Here is a 23,150-nt window from a genome sequence, read left to right on the forward strand (position 1 = left end):
TGCCGATGGCGCGCACAATTCATCGATAGCCTTGATGAATGCTCAGCCTCGTGCACCTGAAGGTGCTGGCGGCGGTGGCCCGGCACGGTTCCGTGACGGAGGCCGCGAAGCAGCTGCACTACTCGCAACCGTCGGTGAGCCACCACCTGGCGAGGCTGGAGGCGGCCACGGGCGTGAAGCTCGTGCAGCGGGTCGGCCGCGGCATCCGCCTCACGCCTGAAGGAGAGCTGCTCGCCAGGAGAGCCGCCGAGATCGTCGGACGGGTCGACGCCGCCGCCACCGAGCTCGCGGCCCAGGTCGGCCTGCGCTCCGGCCGGGTCAGGGTGGCCGCCAACGCCTCCACGGCCGCCACGATCGTTCCCAGGGCGGCCGCCGCGCTGGCGGGAGAGCATCCCGGCCTCGAACTGAGCCTCTTCGAACGGCATCCGGTCGAGGCGCTCGCGATGCTGCGGCACGGTGAGGCCGAGGTCGCGGTCGTGTTCCGGCACGCCGGCACGCCGGTGGAGGAGGGCTTCCGGTTCGTGCACCTCGGTGACGACCCGATCCACCTGATCAGCACACGGCCGGACGACAGCCTCGCGCACCACCGGCACTCGGCGTGGATCGGCGGGTGCGACGCGTGCCGGGCCGAACTGGAGACCGTCTGCCGGAGCGAGGGCTTCGCACCGCGCATCGCCTCGCACAGCGACGACATGGTGGTGGTGCAGGCGCTCGTGGCCGCCGGCGCGGGTGTGGCGATCCTGGCCGGGCTGGGGTTGCAGGCGCACCGCCGGCCGGACGTGCACGCCACCGAGCTCGTGGGTCTGCACCGCGAGATCCACGCCGCGACGTACGGCGACCCGCCCGATCCACCGGGCGTGGCCGCCGTACTGGCCGCGTTGACGCGCTCGTTCAGCGCTTCAGCGTGAAGGTGAAGTCGCCGGAGACCTTGCCGGTCAGCCGGATCGCCGACACGACCTTCCCTTCGACGATCAGCCGTTCGACCTCACCGCGCGACAGCCCGCACGCGTCCGCGATCAGCCGCACGGGCCGGACCGGGATCCGTGCCGTGAACCGGACCGTCACGTCGACCACCTCCTGGTCCAGGTGATCGGACCCGCCGGTGTCGAGCCGCCACGCGCCCTCCCAGTCGAGGGAGACGTGGTTGCGGCGCTGCAGAACGCTGTCCTGCAGCAGTTCCGCGACCAGTGACAGGTCGTTGGCGTGCAGCCGGTCCAGCAACGCGGGACGGACCGTGCGGACGTGGGAGCGTTCGAAGATCGTGAGCTTGGCCGTGTCCCCGCAGCCCGTGCAGAGCACGAGGAGCCAGGCGTCGAGGACCTTGTGGTTGGCGTTGACGCGGAACTTGCCGCTCGCCCGGAAGCGGTCGGCGGAGCACACGTGGCAACGACGGCGGACGAGGGGAAGACAGGTGGGCACGACGGCCCAGGTGGTGAGCACAGAGGTACACCGTTCGGTGAGAAATCCGCAGCAAGGGGAGCGCGCAGCTCAGAGAGCGGCGCGCAACGAAGACCAGCGCTTGGGAAGACTCAGACGGTGTACAACGGCACGTCCTTCTCCGGGGATCAGTCCGGCAGGAAGGTAGCGGCCGGGGCCGAGCCGTTCCACTCAATTTCGGCGGGCGGGCCGCAGGGCCGCGTGACGACTCCGCCGTCCGGATGCCGGGCCCTTCGGACAAGCGTCCACAACGGACCGACAGTCCTGGTGCTGTACGAGATCCCCAGTTCCTCCACCTGTCCGGTGAACTCCTCACCACCGTCGGATACCGCGGGCATCGCTCGATCGCCGGGCGGCCAGGCGTGTCCGGACGTCCCCGGATCGTGTGGTCGTACCGAGCCGCACGGCGTGTCGGAGTGACCTCCGGATCCAGCCGCCAAGACCCTCACCTGCACCGCGCACCTGGGCGAACCGGGACTACCAGGTAGTGACTTGATCTACAACCGCCGGTATAACTTGTTCTCATGCGCCCACAGTGAGGAAGATCACATGACCCACACAATGACGTGTGACAACGGTTTCGAGGGTCTTTCACGACGTTCGTTCATAGCTGGAACAGGTTCTATTCTTGGAACGGTCGCGCTCGGTGGTGTCGCGCCGGTGGCACAGGCGGCGGCGTCGATCGCGGACGCGGCGGTCGTTCCCGCGCTGGTGATCGGCACCGGGTACGGCGGGAGTGTGGCGGCGTTGCGGCTCGCCCAGGCCGGTGTCGACGTCCACATGGTCGAGATGGGCATGGCGTGGGACACCCCCGGCGCGGACGGCAAGATCTTCGCCAACACCACCATCCCGGACCAGCGGTCCTTCTGGCTGCGCACCAAGACGAAACAGCCGCTCAGCAACTTCCTGGGCTTCCCGATCGACAAGGCGATCCCGCGCTACACCGGCATCCTCGACGCCGAGGAGTTCGCCGGCATCACCGTCTACCAGGGACGCGGCGTCGGCGGCGGCTCGCTCGTCAACGGCGGCATGGCCGTCACGCCGAAGCGCGAGCACTTCGGCGACGTCCTGCCGACGGTGAACCCCGACGAGATGTACGGCACCTACTACCCCCGTGCCAACGCCGAACTCGGGGTCAACATGATCCGCCCGGCCTGGTTCGACACCACCGAGGCCTACCAGTACTCGCGAGTGGGCCGCAAGCACGCCCAGCGGTCGAACTTCCCGTACGTCTTCGTGCCCACCGTGTACGACTGGAACTACATGGAGCAGGAGGCGGCGGGGACCGTCCCGAAGTCGGCTCTGGCCGGAGAGATCCTCTACGGCAACAACTACGGCAAGAAGTCGTTGCAGAAGACCTATCTCAGCAAGGTCAGGGCGACCGGGCGCGTCACCATCTCGCCGCTGCACCGGGTCGTCTCGGTCGTCCCGGCGACGGGCGGCTACAAGGTCACCATCGAGCAGCTCAACACCAACGGCGACCCGATCGCGGTCAAGGAGGTGACCGCGGCGAGGGTGTTCTTCGCGGCGGGCAGCGTCGGCACGAGCAAGCTGCTGGTCAAGCTCAAGGCCACGGGCGCGCTGCCGAACCTGAACGGCGAGGTCGGCAAGGGCTGGGGCGACAACGGCAACGTCATGTGCGGCCGCGCGAACCACATGTGGGACCCGACCGGCAAGCTGCAGTCGTCCATCCCGACCCTGGGCATCGACAACTGGACCTCGGGTGGCGCCTTCGCCGAGGTGGCGCCGCTGCCGACCGGCATCGAGACCTACGCGTCGTTCTACCTGTCGATCACGAAGACCCCGAACCGCGCCCAGTTCACCTGGAACCCCGCCGCGGGCAAGGTCGACCTCAGCTGGCAGACGGCGTGGAAGGAGGTCTCGATCAACGCCGCGAAGACCATCTTCGACAGGATCAACTCAAAGGAGGGGACGATCTACCGGACCGACCTCTTCGGCGTCTACAAGATCTGGGGCGACCACCTGACGTACCACCCGCTCGGCGGCGCGGTCCTCAACAAGGCCACCGACAACTACGGCCGCCTGCACGGTTATCCGGGCCTGTACGTGATGGACGGATCGCTGATCCCCGGCACCACCGTGGTGAACCCGTTCGTCACGATCACGGCACTGGCCGAGCGGAACATCGAGAAGATCATCGCGACCGACCTCTGAGTCCCGTGCGGATGTCAGAACTTCGGTAGCACGCACAGGGCGTCGAGGCCGAACACCCGGTTCAGCCTGCCGAACACGAGCCAGGCTCCGATGCTCATCGTGAGCTCCACGATCTCCACCTGGCTGTAGTGCGCGGTCATGCGCGACCAGAACTCGTCGTCGAGACCGTGGTGATCCAGTGCGTACCGCTCGGCGTACTCCGCGGCCAGCCTCGCCCGGTCGTCGAAGGCGTCGGTGGTGCGCCACTGGGTCACCGCGTCGATGAAGTCGTCCTCGACCTTCTCGCCGTCGCGTTCGGTCCGCCAGTCGAGGCAGAACATGCAGCCGTTGATCTGCGCGATCCGCAGCCGCGCCGCCTCGAACTCGCGCAGCCCCAGCGTGGTGTGCTGGTACACGGCCAGCGAGAGGTTGGCCGCGGCCACGCCGATGCCCGGCACGAGCTCGCCCCACACGTATCCGATGGGATCTTTGCCCTCGGGGATGTCGATGTTCACGGCCTGCTCCTTCCGAGTTTGCCGGCCGCGGCGCGCAGCGGGACGTCGAGCGCGTCGTAGAGTCCCGGCTCGGCCTCGGCGAGCCAGTCGATGGCGTTCACGATGCGGCCGACGGCGGTCGCGTTGCCGCCCGCGGATCGGTTCTCGCCCTCGTCGGCGGACTCGACCGAGACCTCGATGCGCGGGCGGCCCTCGATGATCACCTTGTGCGTGCCGTCGCCGGACGGGGGCATCGGCCAGTCCGTCGCGCAGGAGCTGTGGATGCGCGTCACGTGCTCGATGACGATGAGCGGCTCGCCGTTCACGATGCCCTGCACCTCGAACCGGATCGCGCCCTGGGTGCCCTTCTCGAACTCGCCCATGGTCCGCGTCGTGACCGTCTCGTCGAGCGCGCGCCGGTCGACGGTCTCGCGGATCTCGTCGACCTCGACCCCGAACGCCCTGGCCATCAACCGGATCTGCCCGCCCCACACCATGGTCGGCACCGTCGGCATCAGCATCGGCGCCTGGTAGTCGAGCGGTTGCCCGAACCCGATCAGCCACCGCACCGCGTCGGGTTGGTCGTAGGTGGAGTAGTCGAAGATCTCCTGGCAGCGCACCGCGTCGACGGTGTGGCCGAGCCCGCTGATCAGCAACGGCAGCACGTCGTTGCCCCAGCCCGGGTCGACGCCGGAGACGAACAGCGAGCCGCCGCCCTCCTTGATCGCGGCTAGAACCGGTTCTCGAAGTTCAGGCGGTGCGCTCCGGGGGTCGTAGAGCGCGTACAGCGACGGCGTGACGACCACCGCGCCCGCGCGGATCGCCTTCGTGATGTCGGCCAGCGCGTCGTCCGGCCGGATGTCACCCGACGCGGCGTAGACCACGGCGCGCGGACTCGTGGCGAGCACCGCGTCGATGTCGTTCGTGGCCGCGACTCCGAGCTCCTGCTCGATCCCGGCGAGGTCACCCGCGTCGCGGCCGACCTTCTCCGGGTTGTGGACGACCACGGCCGTCAGCTTCAGCGCCGGATGGGCGTCGACGGCGCGAATGGCGGCACGGCCGACGTTGCCGGTGCCCCACACCACTGTGGCGATCATGTGGTGCAGATTACCTAGAACACGTTCTAGTTGTACAGCGCCCATCCGGCGAGACGCCGCGGCGTGATCAGGTGTGGAGCCGGAACCCCGACAGCTGACCCGCGGGCCAGCCCGTGTTCCCGGTGAAGGTGAGCCGGACGAACCGGGCCTGGGTGCCGGGCAACGTGGCCGTGGCCGAGTTGCCGGTCGCGGGGTCGAAGACGTACCCGGCAGGCCCGGCGAGCCGGCTGAACGACCGGCCGTCCGTGCTGCCCTCGATCGTCACGGTCTGGGTGCGCCGCCCCCACGCGGGGTTCGGCGGGAGTGCGAGCACGGCCCTGCGGACGGCGTGCGCCACCCCGAGGTCGACCTGGATCCACTGCGGGAAGGCGTTGTTCGCGCTCTCCCAGTAGGAGTGCGGATCGCCGTCGACGGCGAGGCCGCTGCCGTAGTGCTGGGTCTGCGAGCTCTGGGTCGTGGGGCGCCCGGCGGCGAGGTCGGTGTCCGGGGCGGGCGGGCCGCCGATCCACGGCAGGGTGGGCCTGGTCGCGGTCAGGGCGATCTCACCCTTGAGCATCCTGCCGCCGTCGCCGGTCAGCCTCATGTAGTAGTCGGCGGAGCAGCGGGTGCCGTCCTCGTCCAGTGCGAGGTAACCGGATCCGGCCGGCACGTCGGCCAGCGTCTCGGCGGTCTTGCAGATCTGGTTGCCCTCGTTGAACTCGTCGAACATCGAGATGTAGATGCCCTGCGCGCCAAGGCGGACCATGTTGTAGAACTGCCGCCACATGAAGTCGCCGTGCAACCGTTGCCGCGACCCGACATCGCCCGGCAGCACGCACGGCTGGTAGTCGATCCCGAGCGCGTCGCACTCCGCCTTGTCGGGTGTGTTCACGTTGGTGTGGAAGCGATCCGTGTCCGCCGGGGTGCCGATCCGGCCGACCATCCACGGAGAGATCATGTCGAACGACCGGTAGACGTCGCCGAAGCCCTGCCGGGAGTCCTCGATCCCCAGCCGCCAGTGGGTGGGGACACCGCCGATCACGTAGCAGCCGCGCGCCTTGAACCAGTCGACGACGTCCTGGCACGGTTGCGGGCCCCACGGCCGGCCGGGGTCGTTGAACCCGAAGCCCCAGACGCACACGACCGGTTTGCCGTTCTGCCGGGCGTAGGCGGGGGAGGACGTGTACGCGGACATCTTGTCCAGCCAGTCGGTCTTGATCTCCGACTGCATGTTCGTCCAGTTCGTGACGTCGTACATGATGTAGAACTTCCGGCCGGTGGCCTCCGCCGCGGGCCGGACGTGCGCGGTCACCGCGTCGCGGATCGGGCCCTCGCCGCCGGTCGGGTCGAACCGCTGCAGGGCCGCCGTGTCGATGTTGTTGTCGCGCATCCACTGGAAGTGCACGTCGACGGTCTGGCGGTCGTAGTTCGAGAAGAGGGTCGCGGGCCGGCCGTCGCCGAGGGCGGCGAACGCGGTCGGGTACGTGCGCGCGTAGTCGCGGACGTCCGGCCACGCGACGATCGAGCTGGTGGGCGGTGCGGGAGGCCTGCTCCAGTCGTTGTTCCAGTGCCACCAGCCGTCGATGGGGGAGTTGTCCCCGCGGCAGGCGAACCAACCCTGGTAGCCCGCGGTGATCTTGCCGACGACGTCGCCGGGAGGGCTGGCCGCGCGTGCGGGGGCGGGCAGGAGCCCCAGCGCGGGAGCGGCGAGCGCGGTGCTCAGCAGTGTTCGGCGTGACAGGGACATCGCGCACTCCTTTGTCGGCGACCCGACTCCAGAGTGCAAGATGTCAACAACATCACGCAAGAATTCGACGAACCGGAACTTCAGCCGTGACGGCAGGGGCGTGCGTGCTCAGCGGTTCGAGGTCGGGAACCGGCCGTCCGCGCTGCCGAGAGCCACCAGTTCGGTGTACTGCTCCTGCCACGACCTCTCCGTCGCGAGCAGGTCGGCGAGCCGCTGCACCCACTCCTCGTCCACCGTGCGCGCGGCGCCGGTGGCCAGGTGGCGGGCCGTTTCCTCCCGTGCTTTGAGCCATTCGGACAGCGTGGGGGCGAGCGCCGGGCCACCTTCGTCATTCGGCATGGATCGACGATACGCGGTGTTCGTGGTGCTTCGCGCTGGTCATTGGGCTACTGTGGGCCGCGTTGGGGTACCAGCCGACGGCAACCAGCCGCTGCGGTCCCCGATCCCGTCCGGTCCGGTGTCTCCGGCCGGAGAACGGAGCACCGGCTTGCAGCCGGAATTCCCGTCTTCACCCTCCTCGTCCTCCCGGTTCGGCAAGCCGCGTCACGCGGCGCAGGACTTCGCGCAAGCGAGGCTGTTCGCCGAGACCACCGGGCTCCAGCACCAGCGCCAGGCCGCCAAGCGAGTGGCGGAGCACGCTCGTGACGTGGGCGACTGCCGTGACCTGTTGTCCATGCTCGGCCTGGCGAACCTGCCGGTGTCCACCGCAGTCGGCGTCGAAGGAGCTCGCAGGTGACTCGAGGAACTGTCAAGTGGTTCAACGGCAGCAAGGGCTTCGGCTTCATCGCGCCCGAGGGCGGCGGGCCTGACCTGTTCGTGCACCAGTCCGAGGTGCAGGACTACGGGCATCACGGCATCGCCGACGACCAGGCCGTGGAGTTCGAGATCGGTGAGGGGCAGAAGGGGCCGCAGGCTCGCGCCGTGCGCCTCGTCTAGACCAGCTACGTCCACTGTGGAGTGATCGGCCGATGGCCGGTCGCTCCACGGTGTCGTGCGCGCACCAGGTGATCAGTCCGGTAGCAGCGGTACGGAGATGCCGGGATCGCGGCCCAGCAGCGTCGCCCGCGTCACGGACGCCGATCCGAAGCGGTCGCGCACGTGGTCCAGCGCGGCGTCCAGTGCGGCCGGTTTCCGCTCCTCGAACGGCAGCGCCAGCTGCATCGGCGCGTCGTCCTGGAGGTTGGTGAGCGAGACGCCCAGCAACGTGATGCCCCGGTTCTCGATCATCGGCGTCGCCGTGCCGAGCAGTTCCCGCGCCGCCGCCAGCAGCACCTCGGTCTCCGTCGTCGGGTGTCGAAGCGTGTGCGACCGCGTCGCTCGCGTGAAGTCCGCGAACCGCAGGCGCAGCACCACGGTCCGGCACGCGCGCTCGGCCGTGCGCAGCCGCCGTGCGATGCCGTCGAGCAGTGAGGCGAGGATGGCGTCGAGGTCGTCGCGGGTGCGTTCCCGGCGGCCCAGCGCGCGTTGCGAGCCGATCGAGCGGCGGCGCCGTCCTGTTTGGACCGGACGCGGGTCGTGGTTGTGCGCCAGCGCGTGCAGGTGCCTGCCCGCCGCCCTGCCGAGCATCGAGACCAGCGCCACCTCGCCGAGCCCGGCGACCTCGCCGACCGTGCGCAGGCCCAGGGCGTGCAGCTTGGCGGCCGTCACCTCGCCGACGCCCCACAGCCGTTCGACGGGCAGCGGGTGCAGGAACTCCAGCTCGCGGTCGGCGGGCACGACCAGCAGGCCGTCCGGCTTCGCCACCCCGCTCGCGACCTTGGCCAGGAACTTCGTCCGCGCCACCCCGACCGTGATCGGCAGGCCGACCTGGGCGAGCACGTCCGCCCGCAGGCGTGCGGCGATCACCTCCGGGGGACCGGAGATCCGGCCCAGGCCGCCGACGTCGAGGAACGCCTCGTCGATCGACAGGCCCTCGACCAGCGGCGTCGTGCCGCGGAACACCTCGAACACCGCCTTGCTCGCGGCGGAGTAGGCCGGCATCCGCGGCGGCACGACGATCGCGTGCGGGCACAGCCGCCGGGCCCTCGCGCCGCCCATCGCCGTGCGCACGCCGAACGCCTTGGCCTCGTAGCTCGCGGCCAGCACCACGCCACCGCCCACGATCACCGGACGACCGCGCAGGCTCGGGTCGTCCCGTTGCTCGACCGCCGCGTAGAACGCGTCGAGGTCGGCGTGCAGGATCGGGGTGCTCACGAACACATGTTCGCATCCGTCACCCGTTCAGAACAGTGCTGTCAGGACATCAGTGCGCGCGCGATCGGCCAGACGCCGGACGAGGTGTTCGACAGGACGGTGACGGTGGTGCCAGTACGAGGGTCGTGAGTGGACTTGAACGACGCTCCGGCGTCGTACCCGGCGAGGATCACCTCGTCGCTGGTCTGGTGCAGCCAGAAGCCGAGGCCGTAGCGCAGCGACTCCTCGGGCACGTCGTGGCGCGGCCTCGTCACCAGCTCCGCGTCCCCGCTCGCGAACAACGCGCGCCAGAACTTCGACATGTCGCCCGCCGTCGTGTGGATGCCGCCGTCACCGTTCGCCAGCACGGGCAGGTGGAAGACGTTCGAGCGGTCGCTGCCCTCCAGGTAGCCGACGGCGGCGTCGCCGGGCAGTTCGTCGGAGCGCAGGAAGCCGGTCCTCGTCAGGTCCGCCGGGCGGAGCACCCTGGAGCGGACGAGGTCGTGGTAGCCCTGCCCGCTCGCACGCTCGGCCAGCAGTGCCAGCACCACGTAGCCGCCGTTGCAGTACCCGAACCGCTCGCCGGCCTTGAACTTGGTGGGAATCCCGTCCAGCAACGGCAGGAAGGCCTCCGTCGTGGTCAGCTCGTGCACGGCGCCGATCACGTGGTCGTCGACCTGCCAGTCGCCCTCCTCGTCGAGGTAGTCGCCGATGCCGGACGTGTGCGTGAGCAGGTGCTCGACCGTCACGTCGTCGGCGATCAAGGGCAGGTCCTCGCCGAGCAGCGAACGGGCGGTGGTGTCGAGCGCCAGTTTCCCCTCGTGGACCAGCGAGAGCACGGTCAGCGCGGTGAACCCCTTGCCGCCGCTGGCGATGCCGAACCTGGTGTCCACGGTGTTGGGCACGCCGTACGCGCGGTTGGCGAGCCCGTAGGCCTTCGCGAACTCGACCTCCCCGGCGCGGTCGACCTGGACCACGCCGGAGAAACCGGTGTCCTCGGCGATCTTGTCCAAGTCTCCCAACGGCATTCGCGCAGGCTAGCCCTGTGCCGCCGCCTCGCTGAAACGAATTTCGCGCAGCGGCTCCCTCCACGCCTCAGGCAGGTGGAGCAACCGATCCGGCGGGCATCCCGTTTCGGGAAGTGTCTGGTTGGTTCGTCCACGGGAGAGGACCGAGCGGTCTTGTCGCTCGCCACGATTCAGCGCCCCGCCGGGGTGCTGCCGCGCCCGGTGCCGGTGAGAGCACCACGGCGCTGGCTGTTCGTGCTGGCCGCGGCCGTGCTGCTGACCCAGATGGCGGTCGCGATGATCACCACCGCCGTCGCGCAGACGCCGACGGTCGACGAACCCGTCTACATCGGCGCGGCGGTCGTCCAGCTGCAGGAGCACGGCCTCCGGTACAACCCCGAGCACCCGCCGCTGGGCAAGCTGATCATGGCGACCGGGCTCGCGTTCACCGGCGTCCGCCTCGCCCCCGGCTTCGGGGGCGACCAGACCGAACTGGGCAGGCACCTGCTCTACGAGTCGGGCAACGACCCCGGCGCACTGCTGCTGGCGGCGCGCCTGCCGATGATCGTGCTGACACTGCTGTTCGGGCTGGTCGTCCTCCTGTTCGCCACCGACCTCACGAACAGGTCCGGCGGGCTCGTCGCGCTCGCGCTGTACACGTTCTCGCCCGACCTCATCGCCCACGGATCGCTGGCCGCGCTGGACGTTCCGGCGGCGGGGTTCCTGCTCACCTCGGCCTGGCTGCTGTGGCGGGCGCGCACCGGCCCCGCGCCGTACCTGCCGCTCGCCGGACTGGCCCTCGGCGCGGCGCTGGCGACGAAGATGAACACCCTGGCCGCGGTCCCGGTGCTGCTGTTCCTGGTCTTCTGGCAGGCCCGCGTCAAGGCCGCGCTCGTCGTGGTGCTGATCGCGGTCGCCGTGGTGTGGGCGTCGTACCTCGCCGTGGACCCGCTGCTGCGCTGGGAGACCCCGCCCGGCCTGCCGTCCGCACCGGTCGGCCTGCTGCCGTTCCCCGAGCCCTACCTCGACGGGATGCGCGTCCAGCTGGGGTTCGAGAGCCGCGTCTGGGGCGGCTACCTCTTCGGCACGCACTACGAGGGTTCGCACTGGTACTACCTGCCGGCCGCGCTGCTCGTGAAGACACCGCTGGGAGCCCTGCTCCTCTGGGCGGCCGGAGCCGTCGCGATGATCAAACGCCCGGCGGCAGCGTACGTCCTCGCTCCCGCCGCCGTGCTGCTGCTCATCGCGATGACCGGCAACCGCGACCTCGGCGTCCGGTACGCGATCTTCGTGCCGATGTTCCTCGCGGTCGCCGCCGCGGTGGTCGCGCACCGGCGTTACGCGGCACTCGCGGTCGCGCTGGCCGCGGTGAGTTCACTGTGGACGTTCCCCTACTACCTGCCGTACTCCAACGAGGTGTTCGGCGGCCCGTCCAAGACCCACCTGCACCTGCACGACTCGAACGTCGACTGGGGCCAGGACCTGGGCAGGCTGGCCGAGCGCCTGAAGCGGTACCCCGGTGAACGGATGTGGCTCGTCTACAAGGGCTCCGGAGTGCCCGAGCACTACGGCATCCGCGCCGCCGATCCGCGCGCGGTGCCGCCGGACCAGGTGCACGGGCTGCTCGTCGTGTCCAACACGGCCATCGCCAAGGCCGACGACGTGCTGCGGGCACTGATCGACACCAGCGCCCCGATCGACGTGGTCGGCCACTCCATCACGATCTTCCGCAAAGCGTAGGTACGTGAAAGTTCCGTACCCCTACGGATGCGAACCCTGATTGTTCCGCGCGTGCGGGGCTCCGACAGTGATCGCAGCGAACGGCCCCCGTCCCTGCCCTGAGGTGGGCCGTTCCGAGATCCGGAGAGGAACCAACGTGACGAGAACACCACGGTCCTGGGGCCTGCTGGCCCTGGTCGCGGCCACGGTGCTGACGCCGGTCGGCATCGCGAACGCCGCACCGCCGAACGCCCCTGCGGCCAACTACCTGGGGGACACCGTCCCCGCCAACCTCGGTGACGCCTCGCCCATGTTCGTCGGCGGGCAGAGCGCCACCGTGAGCGAGTTCCCGGGCATCATCGCGGGCATCCGCGCCGGGGGCACCCGGCCGGAGGGCCAGACCTGCACCGGCACGGTCGTGGCGCCGCGCAAGATCCTGATCGCGGCGCACTGCGCGGACGCCCAGGGGGAGAAGAAGTTCGTCTACGGGCTCGACGACCTCAAGGACTACCAGGGCGGCGCCGGCACCGGGTTCGCCGTGAACGTCGTCAGCTACAAGAAGCACCCGAAGTACGTCAACTTCGACCAGGGTTACGACGTCGCCGTCGTGACCGTGGACCGCGACATCGCCCTGAAGGGCGGTGCCGCGTACCCGAAGTTCGCCACCTCCGCGGACGCCGGCGGTGCCGCGCCGGGCAAGACCGGTCTCGGTTTCGGCTACGGCAAGAAGGACTTCAACGACAACTCGCAGGACGTCACCCTCGACAAGGCGAGCCTGCCGGTCGTCAACGGGGACAGCGTCTGCCAGGGCGTCGGCGCGGGCTTCAAGTCGGCGACCATGATCTGCGCCGGGTACTCCGACGGCCGGATCTCGATCCTGCCCGGTGACAGCGGCGGCCCGCTGATCTTCGACGGCAAGATCTACGGCGTCGCGTCGTGGAGCCGGTCCGACTTCAAGTGGTACTCGATCTACGGCCGCCTCGACAACGAGATGGGTGACTGGGTCAAGACCGAGGTCGGCGAGCAGCCCCCGGTCGGCGACTTCGGGCTGACCGTCGCGCCCGGCAGCGGTTCGGTGGCGGCGGGCAAGACGGTGTCCGCGGGCATCACCACCACGGCCGGTTCGGGTGGCGCGGAGAACGCCACGCTGTCGGCGAGTGGCCTGCCGAGCGGTGTGAAGGCGGTCTTCCAGCCGACGTCGGTGACCACCGGCAACTCGGCCAAGGTCACGTTCGAGGCGAGCACCTCGGCGCCGAACGGCACCTACGAGGTCACCGTCGGCGGCACCACGACGAGCGGCAAGACCGCGTCCGGCAAGTACTCGCTGACCGTCACCGGTGGCGGCGACCCGCAGCCGGGCGACTTCACGCTGGGAGCCTCGCCGAGCAGTGTGAAGGCGGCGAAGGGCAAGTACGTCTCCACCACGATCTCCTCGAGCGGCGACGGCCGGACGATCACCCTGTCCGCCTCGGGCGTGCCCAGCGGCGTGAAGGCCACGTTCCAGCCGTCGTCGGTGGGTGCCGGCGGCTCGTCCAAGCTGACGCTGGACGTCTCCAGCACCGCGACCGCCGGCACGACCGGCATCACGGTGACGGGCACGGACGCGGGAGGGAAGACCGCCACCACGACGGTGTCGCTCACGGTCGAGGGCAGCGAACCGCCGACCGGTGAGGTCGCGGTGACCGCGTCGCCGTCCTCGGCCAGCGTCCGGCAGGGCATGCTCGCCCAGACCCTGGTGAAGGCCGCAGGCGGCACGGGCAACCTGACGCTGACGGCGTCCGGTGTGCCCACCGGTGCCCAGATGTCGTTCAACCCGGCCACGATCGGCCAGAACGGCAGCAGCAACGTCTGGGTCTTCACGAACTTCTCCACCCCGCCCGGCACCTACCCGATCACCATCAAGGCCACCTCGGCCGACGGGAAGACCGGCACGACCACGTTCACGCTGACCGTCACCCGCTAGACCCCGCGGGGGAACAGGAAAGAGCCCCGGAGCCTCAACGGCTCCGGGGCTCGACCTGTCACGCGGGACTCAGACCGTCAGGGTCCAGGTGTCGATGTTGCCGGTGTCGTAGGTGTAGACGTCCTTCACCTGCAGCTTCCAGGTGCCGTTGCGCGCCTCGGAGGACAGGTCGACGGTGTAGGTCTCGTGGACCCCCGCCGAGGACGAGGCGCCGCCCGCCTTCTTGAGCACGTAGGACTTCCCGGACGGGCTGACCAGGTCGATGGCCAGGTCGCCGGTGTAGGTGTGGTTGATGTCGACCTTGACGGTCGCCGAGGCCGTGGAGTTGCCGGCGCAGCCGGCGATCGTGACCGACGACGAGACGGCGGTGCCGGTGTCCGGAATGGACACGTCGTCGCCGTTCGTGCCGGGGCCGCACACCGGGTCGGGACCGCCGCCGACGAAACCGCTGTACAGCAGCTTGTTCGGCGAACCGGTACCGGGATTGGTGACCTTGCCGTCAGTGGCGTTGTTCACCAGCGCGTCGCGCAGGGCCTGTGGGCTCGCGGACGGGTTGGCCGACAGGTGCAGGGCCGCGACACCCGCGACGTGCGGGGTGGCCATGGACGTGCCGGACATGTTCGTGGCGCCGCCGTTCAGCCCCAGCGAGGTGATGCCGTCACCGGGGGCGAAGATGTCCGTGCACGAGCCGTAGTTCGAGAACGAGGCGCGTGCGTCGTTGGACGAGGTCGCGTTCACGGTGATCAGTGACGCGATCTTGGCGGGACCGGTGGAGCAGGCGTTCGTCGAGCTGTTGCCCGACGCGACGGCCATCTGCACGCCGGAGGCGACCATCCCGGCGATGGCGTCGTTGCCGATGTCGGCGGTGTCGAAGGTCCAGGAAGCGTTGACCACGGCGGGTTTCTGGGCGTTCGCCGTGATCCACTCGATGGCCTTGACGCCCGCCGAGTCCGGGCCGCTGCTCGTGCAGTTCGTGCCGAGCATGCGGACCGAGACCAGCTTGGCCTTCTTCGCCACGCCGTAGGTCTTCGACCCGACCGTGCCCGCCACGTGCGTGCCGTGGCCCGAGCAGTCCTGGCCGTTCTGGCCGTCCGCGATGAAGTCGGCGCCCACGGACGCGCGCCCCTCGAAGTCGGCGATCGACGTCTTGACGCCCGTGTCGGTGATGTAGACCGTCACGTTCGAAGCGCCGCCACCGGGGTAGGTGAACTTCTTGTCCAGCGGCAGGGACGCCTGGTCCACGCGGTCCAGGCCCCACGTCGGGTTGTCCTGCACGTCCAGCGCCTTCGCGGTGCCGTCCTGGTAGACGGCCTTGACGGCGGGGTCGGCCGCCAGCCTCCGCGCCGCGGCCTCGGTCAGGTTCTTGACCTGGAAGCCGCGCATGGCGTGGGAGAACACGGCGTCGAGGGTGCCGCCGTACTTCTGGGTGAGAGCGCTCGACGACGCCTGGACGGCGGCGCCGGGCTTGAGGGACACGATGAAGCTGCCGCCGGCCGCGGGGGTGCGGGCCTTGACGAAGTCGGCCTCAGCCGCCTGTGCCGGGGTTGCCAGCAGGGCGGAGGCGACGATCAGAACGGCGAGCCCGCAGGTGGTGCGGTGCATGGGAGGTCCTTCCGGGCGTCGTCAGAACGTCAGGGTCCAGGTGTCGATGTTCCCGGCGTCGTAGGTCCAGACGTCGGTCACCTGCAACTTCCACGTGCCGTTGCGGTCCTCGGCCGAGGCGTCGACCGTGAAGGTCTCGTGCACACCGCCGGAGGAGGTCGCTCCCTTGGCCTTCTTGAGGCTGTACACGGCACCGGACGGACCGACCAGGTCGATGGCCAGGTCAGCGGTGTAGGGGTGGTTGATGTCGACCTTGACCTGCGTGGTGGCCGGGGCCTTGCCGGTGCAGCCGGTGACGGTCACCGACGACGTGACCGCGGTGTTGTTGTCCGGAATGGACACGTCGTCACCGTTGGTGGCGGCGGCACACGGCTCCGGGTCGGGGCCACCGCCGCCCATGAAGCTGATGTTGAGCAGCTTGTTCGGCGAGCCCTGCAGATCGGTGATCTTGCCGGTCGTCGCGTTGTTCACCAGCGCGTCGCGAACCTGGGCAGGGGTTGCGGACGGGTTCGCGGACACGTACAGCGCGGCGGCGCCGACGACGTGCGGGGTGGCCATCGACGTGCCGCCCATGGACGTGGTGCCGCCGCCGTTCCTGGTCGACGTGATGTTCGAGCCGGGCCCGAAGAGGTCGACGCAGGAACCCCAGTTGGACGCCTGCCCGCCGGTGTAGATCGAGCGCTTGTCGGCCGAGTCGCTGGCGGCCACCGTGATGCCCTCCGGCACGCGGGCGGGAGAGGTGTTGCAGGCGTTGCCGTTGTTGTTGCCCGCCGCCAGGCCGAACGTCACACCCGCCGCGATGGCGCGCTTCACCGCGCTGTCCACAGTGGAGTCCGCGCCGCCGCCGAGGCTCATGTTCGCCACGGCGGGCTTCTTCGCGTTCTGGGCGACCCAGTCGATGCCCTTGATGATCTGCGAGTACTGGCCGTTGCCCGAGCAGTCGAGCACGCGGACCGCGACCAGGCCGACCTTCTTCGCCACGCCGTACGTCTTCGACCCGACCGTGCCGGCGACGTGCGTGCCGTGGCCCTGGCAGTCCGAGGCGTCGGAGTCGTTGTCGATGAAGTCGTAGCCGTCCACGGCCCGGCCCTCGAACTCGGTGTGCGCCTTGTAGATCCCGGTGTCGAGGACGTACGCGGTCACGTTCGAGGCGGTGTTCGGGTAGGTGAAGCGCTGGTCCAGCGGCAGGTTCGCCTGGTCGATCCGGTCCAGCCCCCAGGTCGGGCTGGTCTGGGTGTCGGAGATGCTCGCCCAGCCGTCCTGCTGCACGTAGGCCACCGACGGGTCGGCCGCGAGCCGCCGCGCCGCCGCCTCGTCCAGCTTCACGGCGAAGCCGCGCACGGAGGCGACGTAGGTGTTGCTGACCTTGCCGCCGTGCTTGCGGGCGAGGTCGAGCGCCTTGGCGTTGGTGGTCGGGACGTCGCTGGCACCGTCCTTGAAGACGACGATGTAGCTGCCCGCGACGGGCCTGTCGGTCTTCTGGATCGAGCCCGTCTGGGCGGAGACGGGGCTGCTCACCGCCGCCGCGACGGCGAGGCCGAGGCCGGCGGCCGCGAGCACTCGTGTTGTGCGATCGAGTCGCATCTCGGGTTCTCCGTTCTGGCCGCCACTGCAGGGATGGGCGGCACGTGCCGATCACCATCGATCGAGGCCGAACGGCGAACAATCCGGATATCGCTACGTAGGGATACCCGTCTTTCGCCTAACATCGGTGCGGATGAGCCGGACACCGAAGTCCAGGGCGCGGCGCTGCGACCCCGGCGGACTGATGCGCACCAGCTCGCCGGTGCTGGTGGGCCGAGGTGACCAGCTCGGCGCGCTGCGGGCAGCCGTGCCGAGCCAGCCCGCGGTGATCATGATCGAGGGCGAGGCGGGCGTCGGGAAGTCACGCCTGGTGCGGGAGCTGCTGGACGCCGACCTGGGCCCGATCTCCGTCCTCATGGGCCACTGCCAGCCGGTGGGGGAGCCGTTCCCGTACGGCGCGGTGCTGGAGGCGCTGCGCGACTGCACGGATCGCCTGGCGCGCAACCACTCGCGGCTGAGCCCGGTGGCGGGCGTGCTGGGTTCACCGTTGCCGGAACTCGCCGAGTACCTGCCACCGCCGCTGCCTCCGACCGGTGATCCGCGGGCCGACCGGCACCGGCTGTTCCGCGCGATGCGCGAGCTGATCGGCGTGCTCGGACCGGTGCTGCTCGTCGTCGAGGACCTGCACTGGGCCGACGACGGGTCGCGGCAGCTGCTGCGGTTCCTGATGGGCGATCCGCCGGCCAACCTGTCCATCGTGGTCACCTACCGCCGCGAGGACGTGCCGGGTGGTGTGCCGCTCGGGTCGGCGTACCGGCCGCCCACCGGCATCACCAGCGCGTTGCTGGAGCTCGAACCGCTCGACGTGGCCGAGGTGCGGGCGCTGACGTCGGCGATCCTCGACGGCGAGGCGGTGTCGGCGGAGTTCGCGGCCAAACTGCACGAACGCACGGCGGGCATCCCCTTCGTCGTCGAGGAGACGTTGCGGGCGTTGCGGAATCCGGCCGGTGCCGTGCACGCGGACGGTGCCACGGCGCGCAGGCTGCTCGACAACGTCGAGGTGCCGGTCCTGCTGCGCGACGCCATCGCCGAACGGCTGGCCGCGCTGCCCGCCGCCGCGACCCGGCTGGTCGAGGCCGCGGCGGTGCTGGGCGCGCCCGCGTCCGCCGAGCTGCTCGGCGAGGTGGCGGAGATCGGGGAGAGCCGCGCCGCCTTGACGCACGCGCTGACCGGCCACGTCCTGCACGAGGTCGGCGCACGCCGGTACGGCTTCCGGCACGCGCTGGCCCAGCAGGCCGTCTACGACACGTTGAGCGGACCGGACCGCCAGGAGCTGCACCGCCGCGCGGCCGAGGTGCTCGACCGGGTCGAACCACGCCCGCTCGTCCAGCTCGCCGAGCACAGCGAACGCGCCGGGCGCACGTCCGAGTGGCTGCGCTACGGCGAGGCCGCCGCGGACAGGGCGGTCGAGAACGGCGACGCGGGCACGGCCACGGCCCTCCTGCAACGGCTGCTGCTCGACCCGGCGGTGCCCGCGGCCGACGTCGACCGGCTCGCGATCAAGCTCGGTCAGATCGCCCACCAGGGCCTCGACCAGCTGGATCCGACCGAGGCGCTGGAACGCCTGCTGTCGGACCGGCGCCTGTCGACCGCGGCGCGCGGACAGGTCCGGCACTACCGGGGTGTGCTGCTGATCCGCCAGGCGGGCGGGGTCGAGGAGGCCCGCTCCGAGCTCGAACGGGCCGTCGCCGACCTGACCGAGTGCCCGGACCTGGCCGCGCGGGGAGAAGCCGTGCTGGGACTGTCCTACCTGGGCATGACCCCGATGAGCGAGGTCCAGCCCTGGCTCGACCGCGTCAGCAGGACACGGGCGGCCGAGACCGATCTCGAGCAGAAGATGGCCCTGTACGCCAACGAGGTCGGCTCCAAGATGCACACGGGCGACCCGTCGGTGCTGGCCGAGTGGGAGCTCCGGCCGGCGTCCGCGCCCACCTCCGGCGCACTGCGCCAGCTCGCCCGCGCCCATTGCAACCTCGCCGACGCCATGACCACGACCGGTCACTTCGGCCGGTGCGCAGACCTGCTGCGCGACGGCCTGCGGCTGGCCGCGGAGTGCGGCGCTCCGTTCACGGCGAGCACCGCCCACGCGACCAGGGCCCGCCTCGACTGGCTGACCGGCGACTGGGACGGCCTCGCCGGCCGGGCGTCGAGCCTGCTCGACGAGTACCGAGACCTGTTCCCGCTGGCCAGCGAGCTGTGCCTGGTCCTCGGCTCGCTGGCGATGGCGCGCGGCGAGTGGGCGGAGGCGACCAGCTACCTCACCGAGACCGGCGCGTTCGCCCCCGAGGAGTCGATCGCGCCCGTCGCCATCGCCGGGTGCGCGGCGCTGGCGAGGACCATGCTCGCGCAGGACGAGATCACCCGCGCCTGCGTCGACGTCGACCGAGGCCTCGCGATCGTGCGCACGAAGGGCGTGTGGGTGTGGGCGACCGAGCTAGGCCCCGTCGCCGTGGCCACGTTCCTCGCGGCCGGCCGGGAGACCGACGCGGAGACGCTGATCGACGAGATCGCGGCGGGGATCGAGGGCAGGGACGCCCCGATGGCGTTCGCCGCCCTCGCGTGGTGCCGCGGCCTGCTCGCCGAGGCACGCGGCCAGGCCGACACGGCCATGTCGCTCTTCCGCGAGGCCGCCGACCGGTACTCGGCGCTGCCCGCGCCCTACCTCACCGCGCTGGTCGCGGAACGCGAAGCCGCCTGCCTGCTGCCCACCGACCAGGAGAAGGCGGCCGAGATCCTGTCGGCCCTGGTGGACACGTTCGACGGCCTGGGCGCCACCCGTGACGCGGCCCGGTGCCGGCACCAGCTGCGCAGCATCGGCGGCGGCAAGCCGTCGCGGCGCGGACGGCGCGGTTACGGCGACGAGCTGTCGCCGCGCGAGCAGGAGGTGGCCCGGCTGCTGGTCGCCGGCCACACCAACCGCAAGATCGCGGACGTGCTGTTCCTGTCACCGCGCACCGTCGAGCAGCACGCGGCACGGGTGCTGCGCAAGCTCGGGGTGTCGTCGCGGGCCGAGCTGCAGGCCGAGGATCTCGCCTAGGCCTGTCGGGTCGCGGCCGGACGCGGTCGACGAGGCATCACGTTCGGTGGTGTCGGCGATCTCCTTCGCCTCCACCTCGCAGCCCTGGCGCGGTGCTTCAGTCGCGCCAGACGTCCGCGAGGTTCCGGTCGAACATCGTGGCGACCGAGACCAGCGCGGCGTCGAGATCCACGTTCTCCGGATCGACGAGGGCCTGCAGGTGGATGCCCAGCAGCGCGCCGTTCAGCGCCACGGCCGCGGTGCGCTCCCGCTCCGCCGCCTGGACGGGATCGACGCCGGCGGGGCGCTTGAACCGCAGCAGTTCCTCGATGCCCTCACGCCTGCGGGCGAAGAACTGCCGGTACTGGTCGTGCACGACGCCGCGGTCGCCGAGCGCCTCGACCAGGATCATGAACACCAGCGCCGAGTTGCCGCTCCTGAGCAGCTCGGCGGTCTCGGCGAACACCTCGGTGAGCGACGGCACCGTCTCGTAGCGCTCGGCGGGCCAGATCCGCGCGACCGCGCGCTCCACGACGGCCATCACGAGGCCGTCCTTGTTCTTGAAGTGCCAGGGGATCGAGCCGCGGCTGATGCCCGACCGCCTCGCGATGTCCACAAAGGACGTCCGGTCGAAACCTCGCTCGGCGAACAGTTCCTCGGCGGCGTCCAGGATGCGGCGTCGGCTCTCGTCGCCGATCTCGTCGATCCGGCGCTGCCCTGGGGAGTTCACGGCGATCATCGTACGACCCGGGCGACGTCCCCCGGCACGTGCCGGGCGGTGCCGATCAGCACGAGGCCCGCGACGACCGAGGCCAGCGGCGCGACCGCGGCGACCGCCGCCTGCGCGCCCCACAGCTTCTCGGCCACGCCGGTGAGCACCGCGCCACCGAGTCCGCCGACCACCGCCGTGAAGACCCCGACCAGTGCGAACGCCGTCGCCCTGAACTCCTTCGGCGTCACCGAGGCCACGACGAGGCTCAGCGGCACGATGCCCGCGAACGTCATGGCCTGGGTGACCACCCCGACGGCCACGTAGGTCGTGACGCCGGGCGCGTGCGCCTGCGCCGCGAACCCGATGCCGAGCACCGCGAGCGAGCCCGCCGCGAGGTGCAGGCACGCCCGAGGGCTGCGCCGGAACAGCCTGTCGCTGAAGAACCCTCCGAGCGTCGCGCCCAGCAGTCCGCCGGCCGCGCAGACCGCGGTGATCACGCCGCGGGACGCCGCGCCCTGCCCGAGGTCTTCCTCGAGGATGACGTTCAGGTAGATCGGGATCGTCGTCACGGAGACCCCGAACGCGCCCAGCGAGACCACCACGCCCGAGAACGTCCGGATCTTCGCGAGTTCCTTCAGCACGCCGCGCGGTGTCGCCGTGGTGTGGTCGCGGACGGGTTCGGGCAGGCGCAACGCGGCCAGGCCGAGCAGGAGCGCCGGCACGGCGAGGAAGGCGAACGCCCAGCGCCACGGCTCGTGCTCCTCGGGGATCAACGCCGCGAAGGCCGCTGCCAGCAGGGGGCCGGTGACGATGCCGAGCGGTTGCCCGCCGCGGTGCAGCCCGAGCACCCGCCCGCGCCCCGCCGGCGGGTAGGCGTCGACGAGCAGCGACGACTGGATCGGTCCTTCGTTGGCCTTGCCGATGCCCGCGGCCACGCGGAGCACGACGGCCTGCCAGAGGTGCTGGACCAGGCCCAGAAGCCCCGCCGCCACGGCCCAGACGAGGGTGGCCACGCCCGCGATGGTGGTGCGGCGGTGGCGATCGCCCAGCAGGCCGAGCGGGAGAGCGGCGAGGGCGACCATCACCCCGGCGAGGGCTCCCACGACGCCGATGGTCGCTGTGCTGACGCCGAGCGACTCGCGGATTTCCGGGGCGAAGACCACGAACATCACGCCGTCGACGCTGTCCAGCACCTGGAGGCCCGCCAGCACCCCGACGGTGGCGGGCCCGCCGGTGGCGAGAACTTCCCTGAGCGATGTCGTGGTCATTCTGAGCAGGCTACTGTGTCAGTCAACATAGTGTCGGCAGATCAACATAGTGGGGTGTTCCCATGCGGGAATGGACGCGTTCGGCCGCCTTCGTCACCGGCGGTGCCAGGGGGATCGGCCTGGGGATCGCACGGGCGCTGGGGAAGCGCGGCGTGCGCCTGGCGCTGGCCGACGTCGACGCGCCCGCGCTGGAATGCGCGGCCGGTGAACTGGGTGCCGAGGCCCACCTGCTGGACGTGCGCGACCGGGCGGCGTTCCAGAAGGCGGCGGACGAGGCCGAACGGGCTCTGGGGCCGGTGGACCTGCTGTTCAACAACGCCGGCATCGTGCCGCACGCCCCGGTCACCGAGCTGACCTACGACAAGTGGGACCTGGCCCTCGCCGTCAACCTGACCGGCGTGATCAACGGCATCCAGACGTTCCTGCCGCGGATGATCGAGCGTGCCGGCGGCTACGTCGTGAACACCGCGTCGGCCGCCGGGCTCGTGTCCGACCCGAACGTGCTGTACGCGACGGCCAAGTTCGCCGTCGTGGGGCTGTCCGAGTCGCTGCGCCTGAACGTGGCCGCGCACGGCATCGAGGTCAGCGTGCTGTGCCCGGGCCCGGTCGACACGGACATCGTCGCGAACACCAGGGCACTGGCCGCGGACGTTGCGCTGCACGAGGAGCACGTGCCCGCCGTCGAGGAGTTCCTGAGCAGCGGGCCGGGCATCGACGAGGTGGGTGAGATGGTGCTGGCGGGGATGGAGAAGCGCTCACCGTGGATCTTCACGGGCTATGACGTCCGGCCGCACCTGGAGCAGCGGACGGCCGCTTTGCTGGCCGCGTTGTGAGACGCGACCCTTCTCAGGCCACGGCCTCCCGGCCACCCGTGTCCACGTGGATCACGCCGTCCCGCACCACGACGGGGTACGTGCGCACGGCCTTCTTGGCGGGCAGGCACGTCGGCACGCCGGTGCGGAGGTCGAATAGCGCGGCGTGCAACGGGCATTCCACGAAGCACCCCTCCAGCCAGCCCTCGGACAGGGAGGCGTCCTGGTGGCTGCAGGTGTCGTCGATCGCGTAGAACTCGCCGTCCGCGTTGAAGACCGCGATCGCGGGCTGGCCGTCGATCCGCACGGATTCGCCTGGTGGCAGGTCGTCGACGGCGCAAGCGGTGATCATCAGGAACCCTCCGTTGCGTATTACGGAACTGGGTG

21 protein-coding genes are annotated in these 23,150 nt (G+C 70.5%); 8 read left to right on the forward strand and 13 right to left on the reverse strand.

Annotated elements, in window-relative coordinates:
• Positions 1-38 precede the first annotated feature (38 nt).
• Positions 39-908: a LysR family transcriptional regulator gene (locus tag ORI60_RS09995; protein WP_266036619.1), complete on the forward strand. Its 870-nt coding sequence runs from the start codon at positions 39-41 to the stop codon at positions 906-908.
• Here the strand turns inward: ORI60_RS09995 and ORI60_RS10000 are convergent.
• Complete coding sequence (locus tag ORI60_RS10000; RefSeq protein WP_266036620.1) at positions 892-1,440, reverse strand: DUF1062 domain-containing protein; 549 nt, start codon at positions 1,438-1,440, stop codon at positions 892-894. The genes ORI60_RS09995 and ORI60_RS10000 overlap by 17 nt on opposite strands.
• Positions 1,441-1,565: 125 nt before the next feature.
• Positions 1,566-1,775, reverse strand: coding sequence for a hypothetical protein (locus tag ORI60_RS10005; protein WP_266036621.1), 210 nt, complete (start codon positions 1,773-1,775; stop codon positions 1,566-1,568).
• A gap of 223 nt (positions 1,776-1,998) precedes the next feature.
• Between ORI60_RS10005 and ORI60_RS10010 the strand changes: the two genes are divergently transcribed.
• Entirely contained in the window at positions 1,999-3,612 is a 1,614-nt protein-coding gene (locus tag ORI60_RS10010) for a GMC oxidoreductase (protein ID WP_266037278.1), read from the forward strand.
• A 14-nt stretch (positions 3,613-3,626) separates the two neighbouring features.
• Here the strand turns inward: ORI60_RS10010 and ORI60_RS10015 are convergent, their stop codons facing one another.
• From ORI60_RS10015 to ORI60_RS10030, 4 genes are all read right to left on the reverse strand, one after another.
• Entirely contained in the window at positions 3,627-4,106 is a 480-nt protein-coding gene (locus tag ORI60_RS10015; RefSeq protein WP_266036622.1) for a carboxymuconolactone decarboxylase family protein, read from the reverse strand.
• Positions 4,103-5,182, reverse strand: a complete 1,080-nt coding sequence (locus ORI60_RS10020) for a dihydrodipicolinate reductase (RefSeq protein ID WP_266036623.1) — start codon at positions 5,180-5,182, stop codon at positions 4,103-4,105. The genes ORI60_RS10015 and ORI60_RS10020 overlap by 4 nt, the downstream gene beginning before the upstream one ends.
• A gap of 67 nt (positions 5,183-5,249) precedes the next feature.
• Positions 5,250-6,908 carry a discoidin domain-containing protein gene (locus ORI60_RS10025; RefSeq protein WP_266036624.1) on the reverse strand — a complete coding sequence of 553 codons (1,659 nt, stop codon included), beginning with the start codon at positions 6,906-6,908 and terminating at the stop codon, positions 5,250-5,252.
• Between the two features lie 108 nt (positions 6,909-7,016).
• The gene (locus ORI60_RS10030) at positions 7,017-7,247 is read right to left on the reverse strand and encodes a hypothetical protein (RefSeq protein WP_266036625.1); all 231 of its coding nucleotides are present in this window, start codon (positions 7,245-7,247) and stop codon (positions 7,017-7,019) included.
• Positions 7,248-7,395: 148 nt separating this feature from the next.
• Here ORI60_RS10030 and ORI60_RS10035 point away from each other — a divergent pair, with 148 nt between their 5' ends.
• On the forward strand, positions 7,396-7,644 hold the full coding sequence (locus ORI60_RS10035) for a hypothetical protein (protein ID WP_266036626.1): 249 nt from the start codon (positions 7,396-7,398) through the stop codon (positions 7,642-7,644).
• Positions 7,641-7,844: a cold-shock protein gene (locus ORI60_RS10040; RefSeq protein ID WP_258949282.1), complete on the forward strand. Its 204-nt coding sequence runs from the start codon at positions 7,641-7,643 to the stop codon at positions 7,842-7,844. The genes ORI60_RS10035 and ORI60_RS10040 overlap by 4 nt, the downstream gene beginning before the upstream one ends.
• 72 nt (positions 7,845-7,916) lie before the next feature.
• Here ORI60_RS10040 and dinB read toward each other — a convergent pair whose 3' ends face one another.
• Both dinB and ORI60_RS10050 read right to left on the reverse strand, forming a co-directional pair.
• Positions 7,917-9,107, reverse strand: a complete 1,191-nt coding sequence (gene dinB, locus ORI60_RS10045; protein WP_266036627.1) for a DNA polymerase IV — start codon at positions 9,105-9,107, stop codon at positions 7,917-7,919.
• 35 nt (positions 9,108-9,142) lie between these two features.
• Positions 9,143-10,108 (reverse strand): serine hydrolase domain-containing protein, encoded by a 966-nt coding sequence (locus ORI60_RS10050; RefSeq protein ID WP_266036628.1) that lies wholly within the window; start codon positions 10,106-10,108, stop codon positions 9,143-9,145.
• 153 nt (positions 10,109-10,261) lie between these two features.
• On the opposite strand from ORI60_RS10050, the gene ORI60_RS10055 reads away from it, so the two are divergent.
• Both ORI60_RS10055 and ORI60_RS10060 read left to right on the forward strand, forming a co-directional pair.
• Positions 10,262-11,827 carry a phospholipid carrier-dependent glycosyltransferase gene (locus tag ORI60_RS10055; protein ID WP_266036629.1) on the forward strand — a complete coding sequence of 522 codons (1,566 nt, stop codon included), beginning with the start codon at positions 10,262-10,264 and terminating at the stop codon, positions 11,825-11,827.
• A 136-nt stretch (positions 11,828-11,963) separates the two neighbouring features.
• Entirely contained in the window at positions 11,964-13,769 is a 1,806-nt protein-coding gene (locus tag ORI60_RS10060) for a trypsin-like serine protease (RefSeq protein WP_266036630.1), read from the forward strand.
• A 69-nt stretch (positions 13,770-13,838) separates the two neighbouring features.
• Here the strand turns inward: ORI60_RS10060 and ORI60_RS10065 are convergent, their stop codons facing one another.
• Both ORI60_RS10065 and ORI60_RS10070 read right to left on the reverse strand, forming a co-directional pair.
• A complete protein-coding gene (locus ORI60_RS10065) occupies positions 13,839-15,371 on the reverse strand; it encodes a S8 family serine peptidase (RefSeq protein WP_266036631.1) in 1,533 nt (510 codons plus the stop codon).
• A 21-nt stretch (positions 15,372-15,392) separates the two neighbouring features.
• A complete protein-coding gene (locus ORI60_RS10070; RefSeq protein WP_266036632.1) occupies positions 15,393-16,955 on the reverse strand; it encodes a S8 family peptidase in 1,563 nt (520 codons plus the stop codon).
• Between the two features lie 133 nt (positions 16,956-17,088).
• Between ORI60_RS10070 and ORI60_RS10075 the strand changes: the two genes are divergently transcribed.
• Positions 17,089-19,992, forward strand: a complete 2,904-nt coding sequence (locus ORI60_RS10075; protein ID WP_266036633.1) for an ATP-binding protein — start codon at positions 17,089-17,091, stop codon at positions 19,990-19,992.
• Positions 19,993-20,089: 97 nt separating this feature from the next.
• Here the strand turns inward: ORI60_RS10075 and ORI60_RS10080 are convergent, their stop codons facing one another.
• Both ORI60_RS10080 and ORI60_RS10085 read right to left on the reverse strand, forming a co-directional pair.
• On the reverse strand, positions 20,090-20,701 hold the full coding sequence (locus ORI60_RS10080) for a TetR/AcrR family transcriptional regulator (protein ID WP_266036634.1): 612 nt from the start codon (positions 20,699-20,701) through the stop codon (positions 20,090-20,092).
• Between the two features lie 5 nt (positions 20,702-20,706).
• The gene (locus tag ORI60_RS10085; RefSeq protein WP_266036635.1) at positions 20,707-21,951 is read right to left on the reverse strand and encodes an MFS transporter; all 1,245 of its coding nucleotides are present in this window, start codon (positions 21,949-21,951) and stop codon (positions 20,707-20,709) included.
• 62 nt (positions 21,952-22,013) lie between these two features.
• Between ORI60_RS10085 and ORI60_RS10090 the strand changes: the two genes are divergently transcribed.
• Positions 22,014-22,784 (forward strand): SDR family oxidoreductase, encoded by a 771-nt coding sequence (locus tag ORI60_RS10090; RefSeq protein ID WP_266036636.1) that lies wholly within the window; start codon positions 22,014-22,016, stop codon positions 22,782-22,784.
• A gap of 13 nt (positions 22,785-22,797) precedes the next feature.
• Here the strand turns inward: ORI60_RS10090 and ORI60_RS10095 are convergent, their stop codons facing one another.
• Positions 22,798-23,115 carry a bifunctional 3-phenylpropionate/cinnamic acid dioxygenase ferredoxin subunit gene (locus ORI60_RS10095; RefSeq protein ID WP_266036637.1) on the reverse strand — a complete coding sequence of 106 codons (318 nt, stop codon included), beginning with the start codon at positions 23,113-23,115 and terminating at the stop codon, positions 22,798-22,800.
• Between the last annotated feature and the right edge of the window lie 35 nt (positions 23,116-23,150).

The organism is Lentzea sp. NEAU-D7 (assembly GCF_026242055.1).
Classification (GTDB): domain Bacteria; phylum Actinomycetota; class Actinomycetes; order Mycobacteriales; family Pseudonocardiaceae; genus Lentzea.

Coding starts and splice junctions, on each gene's coding strand:
- ORI60_RS10050 (WP_266036628.1), bottom strand. CDS start 10,108: ATGCCGTTGGGAGACTTGGACAAGATCGCCGAGGACACCGGTTTCTCC.
- ORI60_RS10095 (WP_266036637.1), bottom strand. CDS start 23,115: ATGATCACCGCTTGCGCCGTCGACGACCTGCCACCAGGCGAATCCGTG.
- ORI60_RS09995 (WP_266036619.1), top strand. CDS start 39: ATGCTCAGCCTCGTGCACCTGAAGGTGCTGGCGGCGGTGGCCCGGCAC.
- ORI60_RS10010 (WP_266037278.1), top strand. CDS start 1,999: ATGACGTGTGACAACGGTTTCGAGGGTCTTTCACGACGTTCGTTCATA.
- ORI60_RS10090 (WP_266036636.1), top strand. CDS start 22,014: ATGCGGGAATGGACGCGTTCGGCCGCCTTCGTCACCGGCGGTGCCAGG.
- ORI60_RS10085 (WP_266036635.1), bottom strand. CDS start 21,951: ATGACCACGACATCGCTCAGGGAAGTTCTCGCCACCGGCGGGCCCGCC.
- ORI60_RS10075 (WP_266036633.1), top strand. CDS start 17,089: ATGAGCCGGACACCGAAGTCCAGGGCGCGGCGCTGCGACCCCGGCGGA.
- ORI60_RS10020 (WP_266036623.1), bottom strand. CDS start 5,182: ATGATCGCCACAGTGGTGTGGGGCACCGGCAACGTCGGCCGTGCCGCC.
- ORI60_RS10025 (WP_266036624.1), bottom strand. CDS start 6,908: ATGTCCCTGTCACGCCGAACACTGCTGAGCACCGCGCTCGCCGCTCCC.
- ORI60_RS10065 (WP_266036631.1), bottom strand. CDS start 15,371: ATGCACCGCACCACCTGCGGGCTCGCCGTTCTGATCGTCGCCTCCGCC.
- ORI60_RS10030 (WP_266036625.1), bottom strand. CDS start 7,247: ATGCCGAATGACGAAGGTGGCCCGGCGCTCGCCCCCACGCTGTCCGAA.
- ORI60_RS10070 (WP_266036632.1), bottom strand. CDS start 16,955: ATGCGACTCGATCGCACAACACGAGTGCTCGCGGCCGCCGGCCTCGGC.
- ORI60_RS10005 (WP_266036621.1), bottom strand. CDS start 1,775: ATGCCCGCGGTATCCGACGGTGGTGAGGAGTTCACCGGACAGGTGGAG.